24 protein-coding genes are annotated in these 21,209 nt (G+C 68.7%); 3 read left to right on the forward strand and 21 right to left on the reverse strand.

Annotation, left to right across the window (positions count from 1 at the left end):
* Positions 1-93: 93 nt before the first annotated feature.
* The 11 genes from hisIE to hisS form a co-directional block, all read right to left on the reverse strand.
* Positions 94-714 carry a bifunctional phosphoribosyl-AMP cyclohydrolase/phosphoribosyl-ATP diphosphatase HisIE gene (hisIE, locus tag ACXI0D_RS19720; RefSeq protein ID WP_014037012.1) on the reverse strand — a complete coding sequence of 207 codons (621 nt, stop codon included), beginning with the start codon at positions 712-714 and terminating at the stop codon, positions 94-96.
* Positions 704-1,480: an imidazole glycerol phosphate synthase subunit HisF gene (hisF, locus tag ACXI0D_RS19725; protein WP_049444893.1), complete on the reverse strand. Its 777-nt coding sequence runs from the start codon at positions 1,478-1,480 to the stop codon at positions 704-706. Before hisF ends, hisIE begins: the two co-directional genes overlap by 11 nt.
* Positions 1,474-2,208 carry a 1-(5-phosphoribosyl)-5-[(5-phosphoribosylamino)methylideneamino]imidazole-4-carboxamide isomerase gene (gene hisA, locus ACXI0D_RS19730; protein WP_479643006.1) on the reverse strand — a complete coding sequence of 245 codons (735 nt, stop codon included), beginning with the start codon at positions 2,206-2,208 and terminating at the stop codon, positions 1,474-1,476. The genes hisF and hisA overlap by 7 nt, the downstream gene beginning before the upstream one ends.
* Positions 2,205-2,807, reverse strand: a complete 603-nt coding sequence (hisH, locus tag ACXI0D_RS19735) for an imidazole glycerol phosphate synthase subunit HisH (protein ID WP_024956882.1) — start codon at positions 2,805-2,807, stop codon at positions 2,205-2,207. Before hisH ends, hisA begins: the two co-directional genes overlap by 4 nt.
* On the reverse strand, positions 2,804-3,877 hold the full coding sequence (hisB, locus tag ACXI0D_RS19740) for a bifunctional histidinol-phosphatase/imidazoleglycerol-phosphate dehydratase HisB (protein ID WP_049444890.1): 1,074 nt from the start codon (positions 3,875-3,877) through the stop codon (positions 2,804-2,806). The genes hisH and hisB overlap by 4 nt, the downstream gene beginning before the upstream one ends.
* Entirely contained in the window at positions 3,874-4,968 is a 1,095-nt protein-coding gene (hisC, locus tag ACXI0D_RS19745) for a histidinol-phosphate transaminase (protein WP_479643007.1), read from the reverse strand. The genes hisB and hisC overlap by 4 nt, the downstream gene beginning before the upstream one ends.
* A complete protein-coding gene (gene hisD / locus ACXI0D_RS19750) occupies positions 4,965-6,260 on the reverse strand; it encodes a histidinol dehydrogenase (protein ID WP_049444886.1) in 1,296 nt (431 codons plus the stop codon). The genes hisC and hisD overlap by 4 nt, the downstream gene beginning before the upstream one ends.
* Positions 6,257-7,168: an ATP phosphoribosyltransferase gene (hisG, locus tag ACXI0D_RS19755; RefSeq protein ID WP_010482592.1), complete on the reverse strand. Its 912-nt coding sequence runs from the start codon at positions 7,166-7,168 to the stop codon at positions 6,257-6,259. The genes hisD and hisG overlap by 4 nt, the downstream gene beginning before the upstream one ends.
* Positions 7,169-7,202: 34 nt before the next feature.
* Positions 7,203-7,511 carry a YerC/YecD family TrpR-related protein gene (locus ACXI0D_RS19760; protein WP_005416326.1) on the reverse strand — a complete coding sequence of 103 codons (309 nt, stop codon included), beginning with the start codon at positions 7,509-7,511 and terminating at the stop codon, positions 7,203-7,205.
* Between the two features lie 410 nt (positions 7,512-7,921).
* Positions 7,922-8,188, reverse strand: a complete 267-nt coding sequence (locus ACXI0D_RS19765; RefSeq protein ID WP_233490858.1) for a hypothetical protein — start codon at positions 8,186-8,188, stop codon at positions 7,922-7,924.
* Positions 8,189-8,214: 26 nt separating this feature from the next.
* Positions 8,215-9,612 carry a histidine--tRNA ligase gene (gene hisS / locus ACXI0D_RS19770; RefSeq protein WP_032958002.1) on the reverse strand — a complete coding sequence of 466 codons (1,398 nt, stop codon included), beginning with the start codon at positions 9,610-9,612 and terminating at the stop codon, positions 8,215-8,217.
* Positions 9,613-9,739: 127 nt separating this feature from the next.
* Between hisS and ACXI0D_RS19775 the strand changes: the two genes are divergently transcribed.
* The gene (locus ACXI0D_RS19775) at positions 9,740-10,492 is read left to right on the forward strand and encodes a Crp/Fnr family transcriptional regulator (RefSeq protein ID WP_010482595.1); all 753 of its coding nucleotides are present in this window, start codon (positions 9,740-9,742) and stop codon (positions 10,490-10,492) included.
* Between the two features lie 101 nt (positions 10,493-10,593).
* Here ACXI0D_RS19775 and thrC read toward each other — a convergent pair whose 3' ends face one another.
* The 6 genes from thrC to ACXI0D_RS19805 form a co-directional block, all read right to left on the reverse strand.
* On the reverse strand, positions 10,594-11,880 hold the full coding sequence (gene thrC / locus ACXI0D_RS19780) for a threonine synthase (RefSeq protein ID WP_479643008.1): 1,287 nt from the start codon (positions 11,878-11,880) through the stop codon (positions 10,594-10,596).
* Between the two features lie 29 nt (positions 11,881-11,909).
* Positions 11,910-12,824 (reverse strand): homoserine kinase, encoded by a 915-nt coding sequence (locus ACXI0D_RS19785; RefSeq protein ID WP_479643009.1) that lies wholly within the window; start codon positions 12,822-12,824, stop codon positions 11,910-11,912.
* A complete protein-coding gene (gene thrA, locus ACXI0D_RS19790) occupies positions 12,821-15,325 on the reverse strand; it encodes a bifunctional aspartate kinase/homoserine dehydrogenase I (protein WP_479643010.1) in 2,505 nt (834 codons plus the stop codon). The genes ACXI0D_RS19785 and thrA overlap by 4 nt, the downstream gene beginning before the upstream one ends.
* A gap of 84 nt (positions 15,326-15,409) precedes the next feature.
* Positions 15,410-15,544, reverse strand: a complete 135-nt coding sequence (locus tag ACXI0D_RS19795) for a hypothetical protein (RefSeq protein ID WP_005413160.1) — start codon at positions 15,542-15,544, stop codon at positions 15,410-15,412.
* Between the two features lie 138 nt (positions 15,545-15,682).
* Positions 15,683-16,633 carry a DMT family transporter gene (locus ACXI0D_RS19800; RefSeq protein WP_014036998.1) on the reverse strand — a complete coding sequence of 317 codons (951 nt, stop codon included), beginning with the start codon at positions 16,631-16,633 and terminating at the stop codon, positions 15,683-15,685.
* Positions 16,634-16,794: 161 nt separating this feature from the next.
* Positions 16,795-17,493 carry a helix-turn-helix transcriptional regulator gene (locus ACXI0D_RS19805; RefSeq protein ID WP_014036997.1) on the reverse strand — a complete coding sequence of 233 codons (699 nt, stop codon included), beginning with the start codon at positions 17,491-17,493 and terminating at the stop codon, positions 16,795-16,797.
* Between the two features lie 103 nt (positions 17,494-17,596).
* On the opposite strand from ACXI0D_RS19805, the gene ACXI0D_RS19810 reads away from it, so the two are divergent.
* A complete protein-coding gene (locus ACXI0D_RS19810) occupies positions 17,597-18,403 on the forward strand; it encodes a DUF6491 family protein (protein WP_259337329.1) in 807 nt (268 codons plus the stop codon).
* On the opposite strand, the gene ACXI0D_RS19815 is transcribed toward ACXI0D_RS19810, so the two are convergent.
* From ACXI0D_RS19815 to ACXI0D_RS19825, 3 genes are all read right to left on the reverse strand, one after another.
* Positions 18,400-19,452 carry a linear amide C-N hydrolase gene (locus ACXI0D_RS19815; RefSeq protein ID WP_119006167.1) on the reverse strand — a complete coding sequence of 351 codons (1,053 nt, stop codon included), beginning with the start codon at positions 19,450-19,452 and terminating at the stop codon, positions 18,400-18,402. The two genes, ACXI0D_RS19810 and ACXI0D_RS19815, sit on opposite strands and share 4 nt — an antisense overlap.
* 67 nt (positions 19,453-19,519) lie before the next feature.
* A complete protein-coding gene (locus tag ACXI0D_RS19820) occupies positions 19,520-19,933 on the reverse strand; it encodes a DUF6691 family protein (protein WP_479643011.1) in 414 nt (137 codons plus the stop codon).
* Entirely contained in the window at positions 19,930-20,367 is a 438-nt protein-coding gene (locus tag ACXI0D_RS19825; RefSeq protein WP_049445875.1) for a YeeE/YedE family protein, read from the reverse strand. The genes ACXI0D_RS19820 and ACXI0D_RS19825 overlap by 4 nt, the downstream gene beginning before the upstream one ends.
* A gap of 86 nt (positions 20,368-20,453) precedes the next feature.
* Here ACXI0D_RS19825 and ACXI0D_RS19830 point away from each other — a divergent pair, with 86 nt between their 5' ends.
* Entirely contained in the window at positions 20,454-20,777 is a 324-nt protein-coding gene (locus ACXI0D_RS19830; RefSeq protein ID WP_049445873.1) for an ArsR/SmtB family transcription factor, read from the forward strand.
* Between the two features lie 3 nt (positions 20,778-20,780).
* Here the strand turns inward: ACXI0D_RS19830 and ACXI0D_RS19835 are convergent, their stop codons facing one another.
* The gene (locus ACXI0D_RS19835; RefSeq protein WP_049445870.1) at positions 20,781-21,209 is read right to left on the reverse strand and encodes a BLUF domain-containing protein; all 429 of its coding nucleotides are present in this window, start codon (positions 21,207-21,209) and stop codon (positions 20,781-20,783) included.

Consider the following 21,209-nt stretch of genomic DNA (forward strand, 5'->3'; position numbering starts at 1 on the left):
GTCCGGGAAAGAAGAAGACCCCCTATTGTAGAGCCGAGCCATGCTCGGCTGCATTGCAGAGGTGGGTGCGGACCGTTGGTCCGCACGCCTTCCTCAACGATGACGCTTTTCCAGCACCGCCCGCGCATCATCCAGCGACAGCCCGCGCGCGCGCAGCAGCACCAGCAGGTGGTACAGCAGGTCCGAAGCCTCGCCGAGCAGCGCCTCATCATCCTGCGCCACGGCGGCCAATGCGGTCTCCACGCCCTCCTCGCCCACCTTCTGCGCGATGCGGCGGATGCCGCCCTCGAACAGGCTGGTGGTGTAGCTGCCCGGCGGGCGCTGCGCTTCGCGCATCGCCACCAGCTGGCCCAGCCCGCCCAGGAAGTCCTTCGGTGCCTGGTCGAAACAGCTCTCGGCACCGGTGTGGCAGGTTGGCCCCGCCGGGCGTGCCATCACCAGCAGCGTATCGGCATCGCAGTCGACGCTGATCGACTGCACCACCAGCACGTTGCCGGACTGCTCGCCCTTGGTCCACAACCGCTGCTTGCTGCGGCTGAAGAAGGTCATGTGGCCGATGGCCAGCGTGGCGGCCAGCGATTCGGCGCTGACATAGCCCAGCATCAGCACCTGCAGGGTATCGGCGTCCTGCACCACGGCCGGCAGCAGGCCGTCGCCCTTGCCCCAGTCCAGCGCCTGCAGCGCATCCAGCGACGGCCTGACTTCAATAGACATCCCGCACCTCGATCTGCTGTTCGCGCAGGTAGCGCTTCAATTCCGGAATGGCGATGGCGCCGCTGTGGAACACGCTGGCCGCCAACGCGCCGTCGACGTCGGCCTGGTCGAAGGCCTCGGCGAAGTGTTCCATTGCACCGGCACCGCCCGAGGCGATCAGCGGCACCTGGCACAGGGCCCGCGCCTGCTGCAGCTGCACGACATCGTAGCCACGGCGCACCCCGTCGCTGTCCATGCAGTTCAGCACGATCTCGCCAGCGCCACGCCGTTGCGCTTCGACGATCCAGTCCAGGGTCCGCAGCGGTACCGCCTGGGTCTTGTCCGGGTCGCCACTGAAACGGCGTACCCGCCACTGGCCGTCCGCTTCACGTACCGAGTCCACACCCACCACCACGCACTGCACGCCAAACTCATCTGCCAGCTCAGTGATCAGCTCCGGGCGGCCGAGCGCCGGCGAGTTGATCGACACCTTGTCGGCACCGGCGAACAGCACGCGGCGCGCGGTTTGCACGCTGTCGATGCCACCTGCCACGCAGAACGGAATATCGATCAGGCGTGCGATGCGCTCGATCCAGGCCACGTCCACCGAACGTGCCTCAGGGCTGGCGCCGATGTCATAGAACACCAGCTCGTCGGCGCCCTGGTCACGGTAGCGCTGCGCCAACTCGGCGATGTCGCCCATGTCGACGTGATCGCGGAAGCGCACGCCCTTGACCACGCGGCCCTCGCGCACGTCCAGGCACGGAATGATGCGGCGGCTCAACATGCCAGCGCCTCGCCCAGGTCCATGCGCTGCTCCAGCAGGGCCTTGCCGAGGATGGCACCGCCGCAGCCGGCAGCACGCGCCTCGGCCACATCGGCCACGTCACGGATGCCACCGGAGGCCTGCACTGCCACGCCCGGCAGCAGCGCCGACAGGTGCTGGTAGAGGCTGATGTTGGGCCCGGCCAGCATGCCGTCGCGGGCGATGTCGGTGCACAACAGGTGGCGCATGCCGGCACGCGCATAACGCTGGGCCAGGTCATCCAGGGTCACGCCGGCATTCTCGGTCCAGCCGTGCACCGGCAGCTGCCATTGGCCCCGGGCATCCTGGCGGGCATCCAGCGCGATGGTGATGCGCTCGGCGCCGAACTCTTCCAGCCAGCCGACCGCTTCGTCAGGGCGGCGTACTGCCAGCGAACCCACCACCACGCGGCCGGCGCCGGCGTCGAGGATGCGCGCCACGTCGTCGCGGCCGCGCACGCCACCACCGGTCTGCACCTGCAGCGGGGTCTGCGCACGAATGGATGCCAACAGCGGCGCCAGCGTGTAGCCACCTGCGCGTGCAGCATCCAGGTCAACCAGATGCATCCACTGCGCGCCCTGCGCGGCAAAGGCCTGTGCGCGCGGCAGCGGATCGTCGCCATACGAGGTTTCCTGCGCGTAGTCGCCCTGGCGCAGCCGCACCACGCGGCCGTCGCGGATATCCAGCGCGGGATAGACGATGAAACTCATGCAGCAGTGCCCTCGAGGAAGTTGCGCAGCATCAGCGAGCCGGTCTCGCCGGAGCGCTCGGGATGGAACTGTGCGCCGTAGTAGCGCCCCTGCTCCACCACCGCGGTGAACAGGCCACCGTGGTCGCAGGCAGCGACGGTGTGGGTATTGAGTGGCGCCGCATAGCTGTGCACGAAGTAGGCGCTGGCGCGCTCCGGCACACCGCGCAGCAGCAGCGATTCACGCAGCGGGAGCAGGCGGTTCCAGCCCATGTGTGGCACGCGGATGCCGCATGCCGGCACCAGCTTGCGCACGACGCCGGGAATCAAGCCCAGTGTCTCGACGCCGGCCTCCTCGGAGCGCTCGAACAGCAGCTGCATGCCCAGGCAGATGCCCATCAGCGGCACTTCCAGTCGTTGCAACGGCTCCACCAGGCCCTGTGCGTGCAGGCGCTGCATGCCGGGACCGGCGGCGCCGACGCCGGGCAGGATCACCCGCTGCGCACCGACCAGACCATCCGCATCGCGCACCAGCCGCACCGTCGCGCCCAGGCGCTCCAATGCGTAGCGCACCGAGCCCAGGTTGGCACCGCCGGCATCGATCAGCGCAACGTCGCTCACAACGCCCCCTTGGTACTCGGCAGTGCCGTGCCCTGGCGGGCCAATGCCGGGCGCAGCGCGCGCGCCAGTGCCTTGAAGCAGGCCTCGACCTTGTGGTGGTCGTTGTCGCCCCGTACCTGCAGGTTGAGGTTCAAACCGCTGGCATCGCACAGCGAACGGAAGAAGTGCGGCACCAGCTCGGTCGGCATGTCACCCACCCGCTCGCGCTTGAACTCGCCCTCGAACACGAAATAGGGGCGGCCGCTGAAGTCCAGCGCAGCGCTGGCCAGGGTCTCGTCCATCGGCAGGGTGAAGCCGTAGCGGCCGATGCCGCGCTTGTCGCCCAGCGCCTCGCGCAGGGCCTGACCCAGCGCCAGCCCGGTGTCCTCGATGGTGTGGTGCTCGTCGATGTGCAGGTCGCCCTCGGCCTGGATGTCCAGCGCGAACCCGCCGTGCTTGCCGATCTGTTCCAGCATGTGGTCGAAGAACGGCAGTCCGGTGGCGATGCACGCATCGCCGGCACGGTCCAGATCGAGTTCAACGCGGATCTTCGTCTCCTTGGTGTTGCGCTGGACCACGGCGGTACGCGGCGCATCGGCCAGCGCGTGGGCGATGCCCGGCCAGTCCCACTCGCCACCGAACTGTTCGGTGCGCAGCTGGAAGCCACGGATGTTGAGGTTGTCGGCGAACTGCAGGTCGGTGATGCGGTCGCCGACCATGCCCGAGCGCGCCCAGTCGATGCTGCGGTCCTGCAGGTAGGCGGTCATCAGGCCAATGCCCGGTTTGCGGGTCGGCGCATTGTCCTGCGGCCAGCTGCAGTCGATCAGCACGTCACGGAAGGTGATGCCCTGGCTCTCGAAGATCTGCAGCATCAGGTCGTTGGGGCCATCGAAGCTGGCGCGCGGGTAGCGGTCGCTGCCGAGGCCATCCTGGTTGGTGACGATCACGAACTGGTAGCCGGCATCACGCAGCTTCAGCAGCGCCGGGATCACCTGCGGCACGAAGCGCAGCTTCTCGTAGGCGTCGATCTGGAAATCGGACGGCTCCTCGATGAGGGTGCCGTCGCGGTCGATGAACAGGATCGGGGTCATGCTGCGGCCCTCCGCGCCGACAGGGCCGCAAGCACGCGGTCATTCTCTTCGGGGCTGCCGATACTGATGCGCAGTGCATCACCCAGCTGCGGCGCGGCGCGCTGGTCGCGCACCACCACGCCCGCAGCCAGCAGCGTATCGAACGCGGCCTGGGCATCGGCGAAGCGGACCAGCAGGTAGTTGCCGGACGAGCGGTACACGCGGCGAACGCCGGGCAGGCCCGGCAGCGCCGCGAACAGGCGTTCGCGCTCGGCGATGACCGTGGCCACGCGCTCGGTGGTGCGTGCCAGCGCGGCCGGCTGCAGTGCCTGCACGGCCAGTTCCGCGCACGGCGTCGGCACCGGGTACGGCGCCTGGCAGCGACGCAGCACGGCAATCAGCTCCGGGGCAGCGATCAGGGTGCCAACGCGGGCGGCCGCGAGCGCGTGCGCCTTCGACAGCGTGCGCAGCACCGCCAGGTTGGCGTGTGCGGCCAGCAACGTGGTCGCCGACGGGCGCTGCGCGTACTCGACATAGGCCTCGTCCACCACCACCAGCGCTTGCCCGCGCAACGCAACCGCTACGCGTTCGACCTCGTCCAGGGCGATGTCACTGCCAGCCGGGTTCGACGGTGCACACAGGAACACCAGCGTGGCATTGCGCGCCCTGGCGGCGTCGATCACCGCATCCAGATCGGCGCGCAGGCCATCTTCGCTGTCCACCAGGGGCACCTCAATCAGTGCGGCACCCTGCAGGCGTGCGCAGACCGCGTACATGCCGAACACCGGCGGCGTGACCAGCACACCATCGCGGCCCGGCACGCACAGGGCGCGCACCAGCAGATCGATGGCTTCGTCGCTGCCGCGGCCGATCAGCAGCTGCTGCGGCGTCACGCCGTACAGCGCCGCCAGGCCCTCACGCAACGCCAACGGCTGCGGTTCCGGATAGCGCCGGCTGTTGCCCGCCACGTCAGCCGGATTGGCCCAGGCCGACTCGTTGGCGTTCAGCCAGACCTCGCCCTGCACCGCCGCGCTGCGCGCCGAACTGTAGCCGGCGAAGGCCTGCAGGTCCCGGCGCACCAGTGCGAGCACCTCATTGATAGACGCGTTCATGCCGCCGCCTCCATGCGCAGGGCCACTGCACGCTCGTGCGCATCCAGGCCTTCGGCGCGGGCGATGATGCGTGCGCAGCCGCCGATTGCCGCCAATCCTGCAGCACTGGCACTCTGCACGCTGATCAGGTTCTGGAAGCTCGCCACGCTCACGCCACTGTAGGCACGCGCGGCACCGGCGGTGGGCAGTACGTGGTTGGTGCCGCTGCAATAGTCACCCAGTGCCTCGGGCGTGTAGTCGCCGAGGAACACCGAGCCGGCTGCCTGCACCTCTCCCAGCCACGCGCGCGGATCGCGCAGGGCCAGGATCAGGTGCTCGGGCGCGTAGCGGTTGCTGATCGCGAAGGCCTCGGCCAGCGAATCGACCTGGATCAGGCGCGACGCCGACAGCGCCTGGCGCGCGATCTGCTGGCGCGGCAGCAGGGCCACCTGGCGCTCCACCTCGGCTTCAACCGCCGCCAGCATCGCGGCATCATCGGTCAGCAGCAGCACCTGCGAATCCGGACCGTGCTCGGCCTGCGACAGCAGGTCGGCGGCGACGAAGGCCGGATTGGCGCCGGCATCGGCGATCACCAGTACTTCGGAGGGACCAGCCGGCATGTCGATGGCGGCGGCGCCGTCCTGTGCGACCTGCTGCTTGGCTTCGGTGACGAAGCTGTTGCCGGGCCCGAACAGCTTGTCGCAGGCCGGAATGCTGGCCGTGCCATAGGCCATCGCGGCGATCGCCTGCGCGCCGCCCAGCTTGAACACGCGCTGCACGCCGGTCAGCCGCGCGGCTACCAGCACTGCCGGATCGGCGCTGCCGTCGGCGCGCGGCGGCGTGCACAGCACCACCTGCGGGCAACCGGCCAACTGCGCCGGAACGCCCAGCATCAATGCGGTGGACGGCAGTGGCGCGCTGCCAGCCGGAACGTACAGGCCCACCCGGCCGATCGGACGCAGCATGCGTTCGCAGACCACGCCCGGGGCGGTTTCAACCGCATAGCCTCTGCCCATGCCGGCGGCGTGGAAGCGCGCGATGCGTTCGGCGGCGTCCACCATCGCCTGGCGCAGCTCGGCGGGCACGGCCGCTTCAGCAGCGGCGAATTCGGCTTCGGAAACTTCAAACGAGGCCAGCTCGACACCATCGAAGCGCGCGGTGATCGCACGCAGCGCATCGTCGCCCTGTGCACGCACCTGCGCGATCAGCGCGGCCACGGCATCGCGGGTCTGCTGCGCCACGGTCTGCACCGGGCGGGTCAATGCCGCGCTGCGCGCAGCCTCATCAAGTCGGGACCAGATCAGACGGTTCATGCCAGCGACCGCTCCACGCTCAACACCATCAGGCCCTGCGCACCGGCGCGCTCGAGTTCTTCCATGCGCTGCCAGCTCAGCGGGCCGGGACACATGGTCTGCAGGCGCAGCGCGCCGCCATCGGCCGGCAACCGCACCAGCGGCTCGGCATCGGCCAGCAGCTGCGCCAGCGCGTCGACGCGATCTTCGCTGGCACGGAACATCAGGAGCTTGCGGTCCTGCCGCTGCACCACGCCGTCGAGGCGGCGCAGCAGCATCGCGCGCAGCGATGCACGTGCGTCATCCGGCACGCGCACCGCGCCGGCCAGCACCGCCTCGCTGTCGAGCAGGTTGTGCACCGGGGTCAACTGGTTGGCGCGCAGCGTGGCGCCGCTGGAAACAAGGTCACAGATCAGGTCGGCGGTGCCCAGGCGCGGGGCGATTTCCACCGAACCGGACAGCTCGACCACCTGTGCATCCACGCCCTGCTCGGCCAGCCACTGCTTGAGGATGGCCGGGTAGCTGGTGGCGATGCGGGTGCCGGCCAGCTGCGCCGGACCCTGCCACTGCCATTCCTCGGGCACCGCCAGCATCAGCCGGCACTGGCCGAAGCCCAGCCCGCGCAGCGCCTGGTAGGCGTCAGGCAGGCCGATCTGACGGCGTGCCGCGGCCTGTTCGTCCAGCTCGTTGCGGCCGACGATGCCGAGGTCGCAGACGCCGTCGGCGATCAGGCCAGGGATGTCGTCGTCGCGCACCAGCAGCAGGTCTACCGGCAGCGATTCGCCGTAGCAGAACAGCTTGTCGCGGCTCTCGCGCCAGCTCAGGCCGCAGGCGCTGAGCAGGTTGCGGGCGGGTTCGGCCAGCCGGCCACTCTTCTGGATGGCTATACGCAGCCGGTCTCGTGCCGGCGCTGCCTGGGTTGCACTCATGGGGGCGGTCTCGAAGTTCGGAACGGGGCGCGGATCAGCGCGAAGCAAGGCGGTCGATGGCGGCGGCATAGCCTCGATGGCCATGCTCGAGCGTGCGTGCCACCCGTCCGGTGGTGGTCACGCTGACGCCCGTGCGCTCGTGGATCTCGCGGTACGGCACGCCCTGCTGCAGCAGCGGCACCACCTTCCAGCGGTCAGCCATGGCTTCCAGCTCGGCCGGGGTGCACAGGTCACGCAGGAAGGCCTCCACCTGTTCCGGCTCGCGCAGGGCGGCAAAGGCCCGGGCCAGGGCTTCCAGGTCGGCCTTCGGGTCTTTGGCGGCAATCTCGGGGCGGGCTTTCACGGGGTCGTATCCATGCATCAATGTAATAGCGCGTTAGTACATTAACGCATTCTTGCGCAGTGCGTCAAATCGAGGATTAAGGGGACGGCAGGGCTGCTGCCCTGCACCCGCCAAGAGCCAGGGCAAAAGCAAATGCTGATTTCCTGAGCGTTGGCGGGGAGGGTCCGGAGGCAGGGGACGCCGTAAACCCATCCATGGGGGCTTGGTCGCGGCATCCATGCCGCTCACACCCCTGCCACCGAACCCTCCCCGCCTTCGACAGTTGGCCGCGATCTGCTGGATCTCGCTGGGAAAGTGATCGAGAACGGCTTTCGTAGAGTCGAGCCATGCTCTACTGCACTTCGTCCAGAAACGCAGAACGCCCACCAAGGGGCGGGCGTTCTGCTTTCAAATCAACGACCTGGCCCGACTCAGGGCGGACAGCGCACCTCGGCCTGCAACGCCCCGCGCCGCAGGCATTCGCCGAACAGGCTGCCCTGCCGACTCGGCAGGGACTGGATGTTCTGCAACGCCCCTGCGCCCGCCGGGCACTTCCGCAAAGCCAAGGCCTGCAGGTCAGCCTCAAGCTGCGCACGGTCGATCACGTGGCAGCGGTCAACCTGCAGCCGGTACTGTGCCGGGCCCATCCGGGCACTGCGCAGCACAGGGTCACTCTGGCAGCCCGCCAGCAGGAGCACGGTAAGTACCCCTGCGGCAGCAGGCTTCACACCATCGCCCTGGACTGCTCCAGCTCCACCAGCAGGGTGCTGGCCAGCTCGTCGCGCGACACTTCGAACTGCTGTTCGCGCAGCAGGTCCTTCACCGCCACCACGCCGCGCGCCAGCTCGTCTTCACCGGCCAGCACCACGAAGCGGATACCGGCCTTGGCCGCGTACTGGAACTGCTTGCCGATCTTCTTCGGCTCCATCTGCACTTCGGTGTTGATGCCACCGGCGCGCAGGCGGCGCGCGATGTCCAGCGACTGCGGCATGCCCTGCTCGTCCATCAGCGCCACCAGCGCCTGCACGCTGCTGGCTTCGATGCCGTCGATCAGGCCGGCCTCGCGCAGCTGCCAGAACAGGCGCGACAGGCCGATGGAGATACCCACACCCGGCAGCTTCGACTTGCTGTAATGGCTGGCCAGGTCTTCGTAACGGCCGCCCGAGCAGATCGACCCGATCTGCGGGTGGTCGGTCAGCGTGGTCTCGTAGACGGTGCCGGTGTAGTAGTCCAGGCCGCGCGCAATGGAGAAGTTCAGGCAGTACGCGGTTTCCGGCACGCCCAGCGCCTGCACCAGCTGCAGCACTTCGCGCAGTTCGGCGACGCCGGTACGCAGGATCTCCGAAGAACCGGCGTCGGCTTCCAGCGTGGCCAGCTGCGCCAGCGCATCGGCATGGCCCTGCGAACGCACGGCGACGAACGCCAGGATCTTCTCGACCTGTTCGGCCGGGATGTTGAAGCCCTCGCCCACCAGCGTCTCGCGCACGTAATCGGCGCCGCGCTTGTCCAGCTTGTCCACTTCGCGCAGCACCGCCAGCTGGCGCTCGCCTTCGGCCACGCCCAGGCTCTCGAAGAAGCCGCGCATCAGCTTGCGGTTGTTCAACTGGATGCTGAAGTCACCGATGCGCAGTTCCGAGAACACCGCGTGGATGACCGCCAGCACTTCGGCGTCGTACCGCACGCTCAGGCTGTCCTTGCCGATCACGTCGATGTCGCACTGGTAGAACTCGCGGAAACGGCCGCGCTGGGCACGCTCGCCACGGTAGACGCGCTGCATCTGGTAACGGCGGAACGGGAAGGTCAGTTCGTGTTCGTGCTCGGCCACGTAGCGTGCCAGCGGCACGGTCAGGTCGAAGCGCAGCGCCATTTCCGGCAGCGAACGGTCGCCCGATTCGGCCGCGTTCGCCAGCGCGCCGGTGGACTGTACGAAGTACACCTGGCGCTCGGTCTCGCCGCCGGACTTGGTCAGCAGCACGTCGGACAGCTCGAACACCGGCGTCTCCACCGGCAGGAACCCGAAGCGCTCGTAGTTGCGGCGGATGACGTCCAGCATGCGCTGGAACGCAATCTGCTCGCGCGGCAGCAGTTCAAGGGTGCCGGGCGGGGTACGGGGCTTGATCACGGGCGGAACTCCTGCTGGAACGGGACGTGGGAGGGGGCGACATTCTAGCGCCCCCGCCTCGGGCAGGGTCGAACGGCCGCTTGAAGTATCATAAGGCCCTCCCCGCCCGCGATACGCCCCCCGCAACATGTCACGGCCTTCCGGCGCTCCGCCCGCCACCAACGATCCCGCCTCGCCGTCCTGCACCACGCTGGACTGCCTGCACTGCTCGGTTCGCCACCTTGCGGTGTGCTCGGCGCTGTCGCCCGATGAAGTGCAGGCGCTGGAACAGGTCACCGTCTCGCAGCAGGTCAGCATGGGCAGCACGCTGGCCCGCACCGGCGAAGAGCGTGACCATGTCTATACATTGACTGCCGGCGCACTGCGCCTGGTGCGCACCCTGGCCGACGGCCGCCGCCAGATCAACGGCTTCGTGCTGCCCGGCGACTACCTGGGCCTGAGCGGCAGCGACCACCACCGCTACGACATCGAGGCCATCGCCGACAGCCGCGTATGCCGCGTCGCGCTGCCACAGATGAAGGCCCTGCGCAGCCGTTTCCCGCACCTGGAGCGCAAGCTGCTGCAGCGCGCCTGCCAGGAACTGGATGCCGCACAGGATGCTGCGCTGGCACTGGCTCGCCTGCAGCCGGCCGAGAAGCTGGCCGATTTCCTGTTGCGCCTGGCCGCGCGCGAGGCCAAGCTGGGTGGCGACGGCCTGCGCGTATCGCTGCCGATGGGCCGCGGCGATATCGCCGACCATCTGGGCCTGACCATGGAAACGGTCAGCCGCACCTTCACCAAGCTGCGCCAGCAGGGGCTGATCGCCCTGCCCCACCTGAACGTGGTGGAGATCCTCGACGAGGACGGGCTGCGCACGTTGGCCGGTGAAGGATTGATCTGACCGCATCGCGGTCCGTGGGGTTGCCGGCCAGCGGCCGGCACTACCCGAATGCATATCCCTGGTAGTGCCGGCCGCTGGCCGGCAACCGCGTCCCTCTCCGATCAACGCAGCAGCACGTCGCGCAGCGCCGCATAGTCAGCCGCCAACGGTTCGGCGTGCGCCGGCCGCTGCAGCAACGCATCCAGCGCAGGCGGCACCGCCACCGCTTCGCCGATCAGCGGCTCGACCACGGCCTCGAACTTGGCCGGATGCGCCGTGGCCACCACTGCCCAGTCGCCCTTGGCACCGCGCGCACGCAGGTCCTGCAGCACCTTCACCGCCGTCGCCGTATGCGGGCAGAACAGCTCGTCGCGGCTGGCATGCGCTGCCGCAATCGTCGCGCGGATGGTCACGTCATCCACCGCGAACGCACGGAACGCAGCACGCAGTTCCGCGTCGTCGCCGTGGTAGAGCCAGCGCAGTCGCTCGAAGTTGCTCGGCGCACCCACGTCCATTGCATTGGCCACCGTCGCCACACTGGCCTGCGGCTGGTAGTCGCCACCATTGAAGTACGCCGGCAGCACCGCGTTGGCATTGGTGGCCAGCACGATCTGGCCGATCGGTACGCCCAGCGCGCGCGCCAGCACCGCTGCCATCGCATTGCCCAGGTTGCCGGTCGGCACCACCAGATTGAGCCGGCGACGATACGCGGCGTAGTGGGCCAACGCTGCATGGGCGTAGTAGCTCATCTGCGGCAGCAGTCGGCCCAGGCTGATGCTGTTGGCCGAGCTCAACGGCACCTGCGCCTGCAGTTCGCGGTCAGCCAGCGCCTGCTTGACCATCGCCTGGCAATCGTCGAACGCACCCGCCACACACAGGGCCTGGATGTTGTCGCCGAAACAACCGAGCTGGTGCGCCTGGCGCGGAGATACGCGGCCATCCGGATACAGCACCACCACGCGCACGCCGGGCTGGCGATGGAACGCCGCCGCAACGGCGGCACCGGTATCGCCGGACGTGGCGACGACGATCGTCAGATCGCGGTCCTTGCCGGCCTGCAGCCGCGACAGCGTACCGGCCAGGAAGCGCGCGCCGATATCCTTGAACGCCGCCGTCGGCCCATGAAACAGCTCCAGCACGTGGACACCGTCACCGAGCGCACGCAGCGGCACCGGGAAGTCGAACGCTTCGCGGCAGATCGCCGGAAGCGCGGTCTCAAGCGCGTCGCCAGCAAAGAACGGTGACAGCAGATCGGCGGCGGTATCGGCCAGGCTCACCCCGGCCTGCAGTTCGCGGGCGGCCGGCAGAAGCGCGGGGACATACAGCCCGCCATCGGGCGCCAATCCGGCGGCGATCGCCGCGCTGAGGCCGACGGCCGGAGACTGGCCGCGGGTCGAAACAAATTGCATGGCTTCGGTATCCAGTAATGGGGAAGGATTCAGCACAAGCGGGCTCCCGGTGCATCCAGCGGCGATACCCAGACGTCACTGTCGAAGCCGGCCGCAGCGAACGCTGCCTGCACCGGCGCCGCAGCGGCACGCGCCTGGTCGGCATCCTCGAACCAGGCGAACACGCTGGGTCCGGCACCTGAGATGCCCGCGCCCATTGCATGGGACGACAGCGCCGCATCACGGGCGGCTTCGAAGCCGGCAATCAATCCGGCCCGTCGCGGTTCGACCAGCACATCGCGCAGGCCCGCGCGTACCAGCGCCGCGTCACTGCGATGGCAGCCACTGAGCACCAGCGCGAGGTTCGCGCTCTGTGCCACGAACTCGCCCAGCGCATAGCTGCCTTGCAGGGCCTGGCGGGCACGGCGCGTTTCCAGCACCGCGTGCGGATGCACCAGCAGGCTGTGCCAGCTGGCAGGCACCGGGATCGGCAACAGGCGATCGGCCGTACACAACGCCAGGCCACCCAACAGCAGCGGGCCGACGTTGTCACCGTGACGGCCACCACTGGCCACCGCCTCGCCGTCCAGCGCGTACGGGTACAGCGCCTCGCGCGGCAGCGGGGCCTGCAGCAGCGCATTGGCGGCGACCAGCGCCGCGACACTCGACGCGGCCGAACCGCCCATGCCGGAACCGAACGGAATGCCCTTGTCGATCTCGACCGCGAAACCGAAATCCAGGCCCAGGCCTTCGCGCAGCGACATCAGCGCGGCCCCCGCGGTGTTGCCGGCGGCGTCCAGCGGCAGCGCGACCGCACTGCCACGGATCGCATCGATCCGCACCACCGGCTCTTCGATGCGGCGCACGCTCACGGTATCGCCGATACCGGCAATGGCATGGCCGAGAATATCGAAGCCCACTGCCACGTTTGCCACCGAGGCGGGCGCGAACGCACGTGCGATCACAGCCGCGCTCCTTCACCGGCGGCGACCCGCAGCAGGTCCGCGAACACACCCGCTGCCGTCACTTCCGGACCCGCACCCGGCCCCTGCACCACCAACGGGTTGTCGCAGTAGCGACGGGTGCGGAACTGCACCACGTTGTCGGTCAGCCGCAGGTTGGCGAAGGCATGATCGGCCGGCAGTTCCTGCAGGCCGACCGAGGCGCCATCGGCACCCAGCCGTGCCACATAGCGCAGCACCGCCCCCTGCGCCCGCGCGTCCTGCAGGCGTTGCCGCAGGCTGGCGTCGGACTCACCCAGCCGCGCCATGAAGTCATCCACGCCACCCTCGCGCAGCAGCGCAGGCACCAGGCTTTCCACGTCCACCTGCTCAAGGCTGAGCGCGTGGCCGGCTTCGCGGGCCAGGATCACCAGCTTGCGCGCCACGTCCACGCCCGAAAGATCATCGCGCGGGTCCGGTTCGGTGTAGCCCATCGACCGCGCCTGCGCGACCAGCTGCGAGAACGGCTGGCTGCCATCGAAGCGGTTGAACAGCCAGGCCAGCGTGCCGGAGAAGATGCCTTCGATGGCCAGCACCTCGTCACCGGTGTCGACCAGGTCACGCAGCGTGGTGATCACCGGCAGGCCCGCGCCCACGGTGGCCTCGTAGCGGAAGCGCGCACCACTGGCCGCCGCAGCCGCGCGGATGCGCTGGTAGCGCGGCAGCGGCCCGGCACCAGCCTGTTTGTTCGGGGTCACCACGTGGATGCCGGCCGCCAGCCAGCCCTCATAGCGCCCGGCCACCTCGGCACTGCCACTGCAGTCGATCACCACCGCATGCGGCAGGTGCGCGGCCAGAAGGTGCTCGGTGAAGCGATCCAGATCGCTGGACTCGCCCGCTTGCTGAAGGGCTTCGCGCCAGTCGGCGTGCAGCCCATCCGCATCCAGGCGCATGCGCGAACGCGAGGCCAGTGCGCGCAGGCGCAGGTCGACATTGGCCTTGGCCAGCAGCTGCGGGCGCGCAGCCAGCAACTGATCCAGCAGCGCGGCACCGACGTTGCCCGGCCCGATCACACCCACCGCGAAGGTCTGCGGCGACAGCCAGAACCCAGCATGGGCAGCGCGCAGCGCGCGGGTGGCATCGGCACTGTCCACCGCCACCGAGATGTTGCGTTCGGACGAACCCTGCGCGATCGCCAGGATGTTCACCTGCGCACGGCCCAGTGCCTCGAACAGGCGCGCCGCCACACCCGGTTGACCGGCCATGCCGTCACCCACCGCCGCCAGTACGCTGACGCCCTCGCTGACCTGCACGCGCTGCACCTGGCCCACCGACAGCTCATGCGCGAACGCATGCAGCAGTGCCTCGCGGCCACGCGCGGCTTCGGCGGCGCGTACCACGCAGCAGATCGAATGTTCCGACGAACCCTGCGAGATCATCACCACCGACACCTGCGCCTGCCGCAGGGCGGCGAATACGCGCTCTGCAGTGCCCGGCACGCCGATCAGACCGGTGCCTTCCAGGTTCAACAGGGCCAAGCCGGGGCTCAGGGTCAGGCCCTTCACCGGCCCGCGCGGCGAGCGCTCGGCACTGATGCGCGTACCCGGATGCGCCGGCTGGAACGTATTGCGGATGAAGATCGGCAGGCCGAGCCGGATCGCCGGCGACATCGTCTGCGGGTGCACCACCTTGGCGCCGAAGTAGGCCAGTTCGCAGGCCTCGTCGTAGCTGAGCGATTCGAGCTGCACGGCTTCGGGCACCAGCCGCGGGTCGGCTGACAGCACGCCGTCGACGTCGGTCCAGATATGCAGTTCATCGGCGTTGAACAGCGCGGCGAAGATCGCACCGGAGTAGTCGCTGCCGTTGCGGCCCAGGGTGGTGATGCGGTCATCGCGATCACGCGCGACGAAACCGGTGGCGACCAGGCGCGGCTGCGGATGCTGCAGCCGCCACTTGGCGAGGCGGTCGGCGCTGGCTTCCCAGTCGACATCGACGCCCAGTTCGCCATGCCCGACCACCAGCACCTCGCGCGCATCGAGCACAGCGCAGTCTTCGCCCAAGGCACGCAGGTGGGTGCCTAACAGCTGTGCGGAGAACACTTCGCCCAAGCCCTGCACGCGGTCCAGCACCTCGCGCGGCAGCTCGCCGATCACCGCCAGCGCCGCCAATACTTCGGCCAGCTGATCGAAGCGGGCGTCGATCCACTCGACGGTCTCGCCCACCTGCTCGCCCAGCAGCGCCACGGCGGCGCCGCGATGGCGCGCGCGCAGCGCATGCCAGGCCTCGCGCCAGCCTTCATCACCCTTGGCCGCCAGCTGCGCCAGCTCGATCAACGCATCGGTGACCCCCTTCATCGCGGAGACAACAGTGACCTGCAGCGATTCGGGGCGGGCCAGCAGCAGGCCGGCAACATGGCGATAGCGTTCGGCATCGGCCACCGAGGTGCCGCCGAACTTGTGCACGACAGTGGACGGCGCAGCCAGATCGGCCGGGGCAACGGGATGGGCGGGGGCGTGGGAAGACATGCAGACCTCGGTAGGAGGCCCCGTCGCATGCAGGTGTCGAGTTTCCCCGCCACCTGGATGGTGCGGGGCCGTGGTTTTCGGGAGTTACACGAAGACGACGGGCCGCACCAGGGCAGTGGTGACGGTGGTGGTGGTAATGGTGGTGGTGGCGACCGGCGCAGTCGAACGGCCCGCGGTGGCGGGGGCGATCAGGCTGGCGTGGGCGGCATCAAGGACCATGACGCACAGAAAACACCGTGCGCCGGGCCGCTGTCAAGTGCTGCGATGCAAAAAATCGTTGCCGCGATCATCGGCCAACGTGCCGGCATTTGGTTGCATCTGAGACCAAGCGGCCATCAGTACGCTTGACGGCCGCATTCAGCCGGCATGTTCGGCGATCGCCCGTGGCGTGCGATGCGCATGCGCGCACAGCATCACGCCGGCCACCAGGAACACGATCGCCAGCGCTTCCAGCAGCGAGGGCCACCGCCGCTGCCAGGCAAAGGCATACAGCAGCGCGAACAGGGTTTCGAACACGATCATCTGCCCGGTCAGGGTCAACGGCAGCAGGCGGCTGGCGCGGTTCCAGAACGCGTTGCCGAGGATCGAGGCCACCACAGCCACGCCCGCGCTGATCGCCCAGAAGCCCCCCCACTGCGCCGCCGTGTGGGTGCCGCTGTGGCCGATGAAGGCCATCGGCACCAGCAGCAGGGCCAGGCCGCCGGTGGTGACGCCGGTCAGCAACGACCAGTCGTGGCTGGACAGGTCCGGTCGGCGTGCCAGCCAACGACTGTTGCCGATCGAGTACAGCGCCCACGAAAACAGCGCACCGAATGCACAGAGCAGGCCGATCAGGCGCTGCCGCCACGGTGTTGCCAGATGCTCGGACATCAGGGCTTCCCAGCCCACCAGCGCCACGCCGAGCACGCACAGGCCCAGCGCCGGCAGCAGCTGCTTCAACGGCACCGCGCCCTGCTCGCGCACGCCGACCAGGGTGACCACCACCGGAATCAGGCCGACGATCAGCGATGCCGCCGCGCCACCGGCCCACTGCACGGCCGTGGCCAGCAGCAGGAAATACACCAGGTTGCCGGCCAGGCTCAGCCACAGCAGCCCGAACCATTCGGCACGGCCCAGCCGCGGTGCCAACCGCTTCCAGCGCGGCAGCAACAGAGCGACGGCAATCAGGCCATAGACCAGGTAGCGACCGGCCGACAGTTGCAACGCATTGAACGACTGCAGCACGGCGGGCGCGAGAAAGACCACGCCCCACAGCGCGCCAGCGGCAACGCCATTGGCGATGCCCAGGGCCATCGGGTTGTTGCGCATTCGGGTTCTTCGGGGGGAGAGAACAGGCCGCGCAGTGTAAGCGCTCGCCGGTGGGGCGCTCTTGACCGAGGCTACTGCCCTCCCGCCTTTGTAGAGTCGAGCCATGCTCGACTGCCGTTCGCGAGGTGGTCGGTGCAGAAGCAGTCGAGCGTGGCTCGACGCTACAGTCCGGCGCTCCTGCGCCAGGCGGCCGGCGTCTGCCCGCACTCACGACGCAGCGCGCGGGTCAGTGCACTCTGCTCGGAATAGCCTGCGGCCAGCGCGATATCGCTGATCGGCGCCGCACTGGTGCGCAGCTGGTGCTTGGCCCAACGCAACCGGCTGGCACTGAGCCAGGCCTGAGGACTCAGCCCGAACTCGCGTTGGAACAGCGCATGCAACCGGCTCTCGCTGACACCGACGAAGGCGGCCATGCGTGCTACCGGCCATGCCTGGCCCGGATCGACCTGCACCGCCGCGCACAGGCCCTGCATGCGCGCACCACTGCCCGCCGGTGCAAACACCTGGAGCAGCTGCGGCAGCAGGGGCGGCAACGGTTGACCCTCACGCACCTGCGCCAGGCGCTGCCGCAGCGCCAGTGGCAGATGCAGCCAGCGCTGGCGGCACAGGTGCTGCTGGGTATCGTCATCGAGCACACCGGGCGCGCAATCGACAATCACGAAACCATTGGGACCGTCGGCCATCTGGTCATGCGCTTCGCCGGCTGCAACGAACGCCCCCTGCAGCAGGTCCAAGCGCCCACCGCGCCCCTCCATCTCGAACTGCAGCTCGCCCTGCAGCGGCAGCACCCACTGCGCATAGTCGTGGCGGTCCAGGCCGGTGGCCTGGCCGTAGTGCCGCAGGTGGAAGATCGCGCCCATATGACGAGTGTGCGCGTGCTGACATTTCCCTGCAACGCGGCCCCGGCGCCGGCCATGCTATGTTCCAGACGGTTCCAGACGCAGGGATGGCAGGATGAACAGCATGATCCGATTGCTTCCGCTGGCACTGGCCAGCGTCTTTCCCCTGGCCGCCCAGGCCCAGGCCCCGGCCACGCCACCGGCCGCCGAGCGCATCGCACCCGCACCGCACTGCCTGGACGCACGTGACGTACGCCAGGTCGAGCAGGAGACGCCGACCGCCATCGCGGTCCGTGACGGCAAGGGCCAGGCCTACCGCATCGATTTCAACGCAGCCTGCCCGGGCGTCAACGAAGCCAGCGCACTGCGGCTGGAGGCACCTTCAGGCTGGGCCTGCGGCCGTCCCAGCGAACAGGTGATGGTGGATGGCCGCCGCTGCGGCGTCGGCAGTGTCACCCCCATCGACAACCGGGAATTCGCCAGCACCGCACGCCAGAGCAGCCGCCTGTACGCGGCCACCCTGCCGCGGGTGAACGTGACCGCCACGGGCAAAACCAGCCGTGGCGACAGCAGCCCGCGCCATACCTTCCAGGCCTCGCCTGCATTCTGCTTCGCCACCCGCCATGTGCGCAGCTGGAACGAGGATCCCCAGGGCGTGGTGGTGGAGACCAATCCGCGCCGCAATGGCGGCAACCGGTACTACCGCGTCGAACTTGCCGGCAGCTGCTCGATCCTGGCCGGGGCCACCTCGGTGGAATTCCAGTCCGGGTTCCAGAACGGCCTGATCTGTGGCAACCCGGGCGATCGCATCGTGGAGACGCCGTCCGGGATCCCCGGCGACATGCGCGCCAGCACGCCGCGCTTCGCCCGCCCGGGCTGCAGCGTGCTGGCGGTCTATCCGAAGGACGTGCCGGACCAGGCCGCGCGCTAGCCGTCGATGCCGAGGAAGGCGAACGGTGCACTGGGTACGAAGTGGCCCAGTGCATCGCCGGCGAACGTATTGCGCTGGTCCTTCCCAAGGTCGAGCTTGAGCACCTGGCCGCCGAAATCGACCTTGTTCAGATCGACCCAGAAGGTGTTGGGGGTCAGCGCCGATTCGAAGAAGTACAACCGCCGCTTGTGGTCGGCCACCGTGCGCCAGCGCGTCGATGAGATGTTCGGCTCGCCCGGCGTGGTGATGCCGTACGGCACCGACGCATTGCGGATCACGCTGAACACGCTGGCCAGCGCTTCCACCGGATCCTCGGCCTTGGGAATGGCGTTGATGTAGAACGACGCACGCGCGAATCGGTCGGACGAGCGGTTGGTACCCGGCAGCATCACCGTGCCACCGATCTGCTGCCAGTAGCTGTTGAGTGCCAGCTGCTGCTCGAAGATCGGCGAGTTGGTCATCACCTGGTAGCGGCGGTCATGGTGGATCACCTGGCGCCCGCCGATGTACTCGACGATGGCACTGTCGCCGGTCGCATCGGACAGCGACAGGTGCAGCGTTGCCTGGCGGTCCTCGCCCGGCACCTTGTCGGTGACGATCGAGTACGGCTCACGCTTCAGCGCCGCCACCGCCTCGTCCACGGTCGCGAAATTGTCCAGCACATACTGCGCCCACAGCGAGATCGCCAGGCCCGGCTTGTTGCCGCGCTGCTGCGGATACTCCGATTCGACCAGCCACAGCAGGTTGGCCACCAGGCCTTTCTCGTTCATACCATCGGTGGTCGATACGTCGTAGCCAGTGGCCACCACCGAACCGTAGCGTGCCGTCCAGGCCAGCGACTTCGGCCCGGCCTGGCCGGTGCGCGCGATGCCGCGCGGCAGTACATAGAGGTTGGTCGCCACGTCGACCTTCCAGTCCATCGAGCGCGCGGTGATCACATCGCCGTTGTCGCCCAGGTACACCGCGCGCGTGCAGGCCAGCGCCGGTGCCACCGCAGCGGCCAGTGCGACCGCCAGCATTGCCCTGCCCGTCCACTTCATCCGAACCATGTCGTTGCGCTCCTTTCCCCGTGAACCCTGGATCTGACCGCACGCAGGGTGACACAGGGGTGAAGCCTCAACGGACGACGCGATCGTGCAGCCAGAAACCTGCAAGCATCGCAGGCACGAACCACAGTGCTTCACGCGATGCGACTGCCAGCCCGGCGATGGCCGGTCCCGGGCAGTAGCCCGCCCATCCCCAGCCGATACCGAACAGTGCGGCACCCAGCAGCAGGCGGGCATCGACATCACGCGCACTGGGCAGCTGGAATCGCACCGCGAACCACGGCTGCGCGCGGCGCAGCGCCCAGCGCTGCCCGACCGCACTGACCAGCATCGCCGAGCCCAGCACCCACATCAGGGTGGGATCGAAATCACCCGCGATGTCGAGGAAGCCGATTACACGGCGCGCATCGGTCATCCCCGAAAGCGCCAACCCCGCGCCGAACAGCGCACCTGCCGCTGCCGCGGCCCCTGTCGCGCGGCTCATGCCAGGCCTCCGCCGTGGCGGATGAGGAAGGTGGTGAGCATCGCGCAGGCCATGAACACCAGCACCGCCAGCAGCGAGCGCTTCGAGCCGCGCGCCATGCCACAGACGCCGTGGCCACTGGTACAGCCACTGCCCAAGCGGGTGCCGAAGCCCACCAGCAGGCCGGCGCCGATCAACTGCCAGGCAGGCAAGGCGTCGCGCAGCAGTACCCGCGGCGACGCGTCGGGCAGCGATTGCCACCACAGCACCAGCCCGGCCGCTGCAAGCAGGCCGGACAGGAAGGCCCAGCGCCATCCGCGCTCGCCATTCGCTGCGCGCAGGATGCCTGCGGCGATCCCGCTGATACCGGCCACGCGGCCGAGGGTGGCGAGCAACAGCACCGCGGCGGCGCCGATCAGCGCCCCGCCAGCCACCGCAGTCCAAGGCAGGTTCATGCCCTGCCCTCATTCACGCCATTCATGGGATTGCCCTTTTATTTAGATTTATCTAAATTAGACGCTTCTAAACAAAAAGGTCAACCATGCCCGGCACCCCGCTCGACAGCGCCGCGATGGCCGAGCACGCCGCACAGGCTGCTGCGCTGCTCAAGCGCCTGGCCCATCCTGCCCGCCTGCGCGTGCTGTGCCGCCTGGTCGAAGGCGAAGCCCCGGTACCGGAACTGCAGGCGCTGACCGGATTGAGCGCATCCGCGCTGTCGCAGCACCTGGCCGTGCTGCGCGAACTGGACATCGTGGCGACCCGGCGCGAAGCGCAGGCCATCCACTACCGCATGCAGGAAGGGCCCGCATTGGGCGTGCTGCAGGCGCTGCATGCCGCCTATTGCGGCGGCGGTACCTGGCGCTGACGCTCAGCCGGCGTGCAGCGCTGGCTGCACAACGTTGTCGAGCAGATCCACCGGCGTCGGTGCGGAGCGATCGCCCTGCAGGGTACGGGTAAAACCCGACCAGTCACTGGATGACAGCTGGCGCAACAGCGCCTCCTCCACCGGCAGCGCGCGCATCGACCAGTACGGAAACTGGCGCTGTCCCAGGCGGCCGCGCGCCAGTTCAATGATGTCGATATGGCTGCCGGCCTGCAGGATGCGTTCGTAGACCGAGTCGATGCCATCCGGCGGCCCTTCAATGTACTGCAGGAAACGCCTGCCGTCGTGCAGCAGCACGCCGGTCACCCCGGCCATCTTGTTGAAGCGGGCCGCATCGTCCACCAGCGCCTGCAGCCGTCCAGCGGAGAGATCCGGCAGCGCCCGGCTGACATAGGCGATCGCACGCAGTGGCAT

The organism is Stenotrophomonas sp. C9D9, from assembly GCF_056491205.1.

Bases quoted from the DNA above. Each gene is read 5' to 3' on its own strand.
- ACXI0D_RS19830 (WP_049445873.1), top strand. From the start codon at position 20,454: ATGCCCGGCACCCCGCTCGACAGCGCCGCGATGGCCGAGCACGCCGCA.
- hisB (WP_049444890.1), bottom strand. From the start codon at position 3,877: ATGACCCCGATCCTGTTCATCGACCGCGACGGCACCCTCATCGAGGAG.
- ACXI0D_RS19835 (WP_049445870.1), bottom strand. From the start codon at position 21,209: ATGCCACTGCGTGCGATCGCCTATGTCAGCCGGGCGCTGCCGGATCTC.
- thrA (WP_479643010.1), bottom strand. From the start codon at position 15,325: ATGTCTTCCCACGCCCCCGCCCATCCCGTTGCCCCGGCCGATCTGGCT.
- ACXI0D_RS19810 (WP_259337329.1), top strand. From the start codon at position 17,597: ATGATCCGATTGCTTCCGCTGGCACTGGCCAGCGTCTTTCCCCTGGCC.
- hisD (WP_049444886.1), bottom strand. From the start codon at position 6,260: ATGAACCGTCTGATCTGGTCCCGACTTGATGAGGCTGCGCGCAGCGCG.
- hisC (WP_479643007.1), bottom strand. From the start codon at position 4,968: ATGAACGCGTCTATCAATGAGGTGCTCGCACTGGTGCGCCGGGACCTG.
- ACXI0D_RS19800 (WP_014036998.1), bottom strand. From the start codon at position 16,633: ATGCGCAACAACCCGATGGCCCTGGGCATCGCCAATGGCGTTGCCGCT.
- hisF (WP_049444893.1), bottom strand. From the start codon at position 1,480: ATGTTGAGCCGCCGCATCATTCCGTGCCTGGACGTGCGCGAGGGCCGC.
- hisG (WP_010482592.1), bottom strand. From the start codon at position 7,168: ATGAGTGCAACCCAGGCAGCGCCGGCACGAGACCGGCTGCGTATAGCC.
- ACXI0D_RS19805 (WP_014036997.1), bottom strand. From the start codon at position 17,493: ATGGGCGCGATCTTCCACCTGCGGCACTACGGCCAGGCCACCGGCCTG.
- ACXI0D_RS19820 (WP_479643011.1), bottom strand. From the start codon at position 19,933: ATGAGCCGCGCGACAGGGGCCGCGGCAGCGGCAGGTGCGCTGTTCGGC.
- hisA (WP_479643006.1), bottom strand. From the start codon at position 2,208: ATGAGTTTCATCGTCTATCCCGCGCTGGATATCCGCGACGGCCGCGTG.
- hisIE (WP_014037012.1), bottom strand. From the start codon at position 714: ATGTCTATTGAAGTCAGGCCGTCGCTGGATGCGCTGCAGGCGCTGGAC.
- thrC (WP_479643008.1), bottom strand. From the start codon at position 11,880: ATGCAATTTGTTTCGACCCGCGGCCAGTCTCCGGCCGTCGGCCTCAGC.
- ACXI0D_RS19815 (WP_119006167.1), bottom strand. From the start codon at position 19,452: ATGGTTCGGATGAAGTGGACGGGCAGGGCAATGCTGGCGGTCGCACTG.
- ACXI0D_RS19825 (WP_049445875.1), bottom strand. From the start codon at position 20,367: ATGAACCTGCCTTGGACTGCGGTGGCTGGCGGGGCGCTGATCGGCGCC.
- ACXI0D_RS19775 (WP_010482595.1), top strand. From the start codon at position 9,740: ATGTCACGGCCTTCCGGCGCTCCGCCCGCCACCAACGATCCCGCCTCG.
- ACXI0D_RS19795 (WP_005413160.1), bottom strand. From the start codon at position 15,544: ATGGTCCTTGATGCCGCCCACGCCAGCCTGATCGCCCCCGCCACCGCG.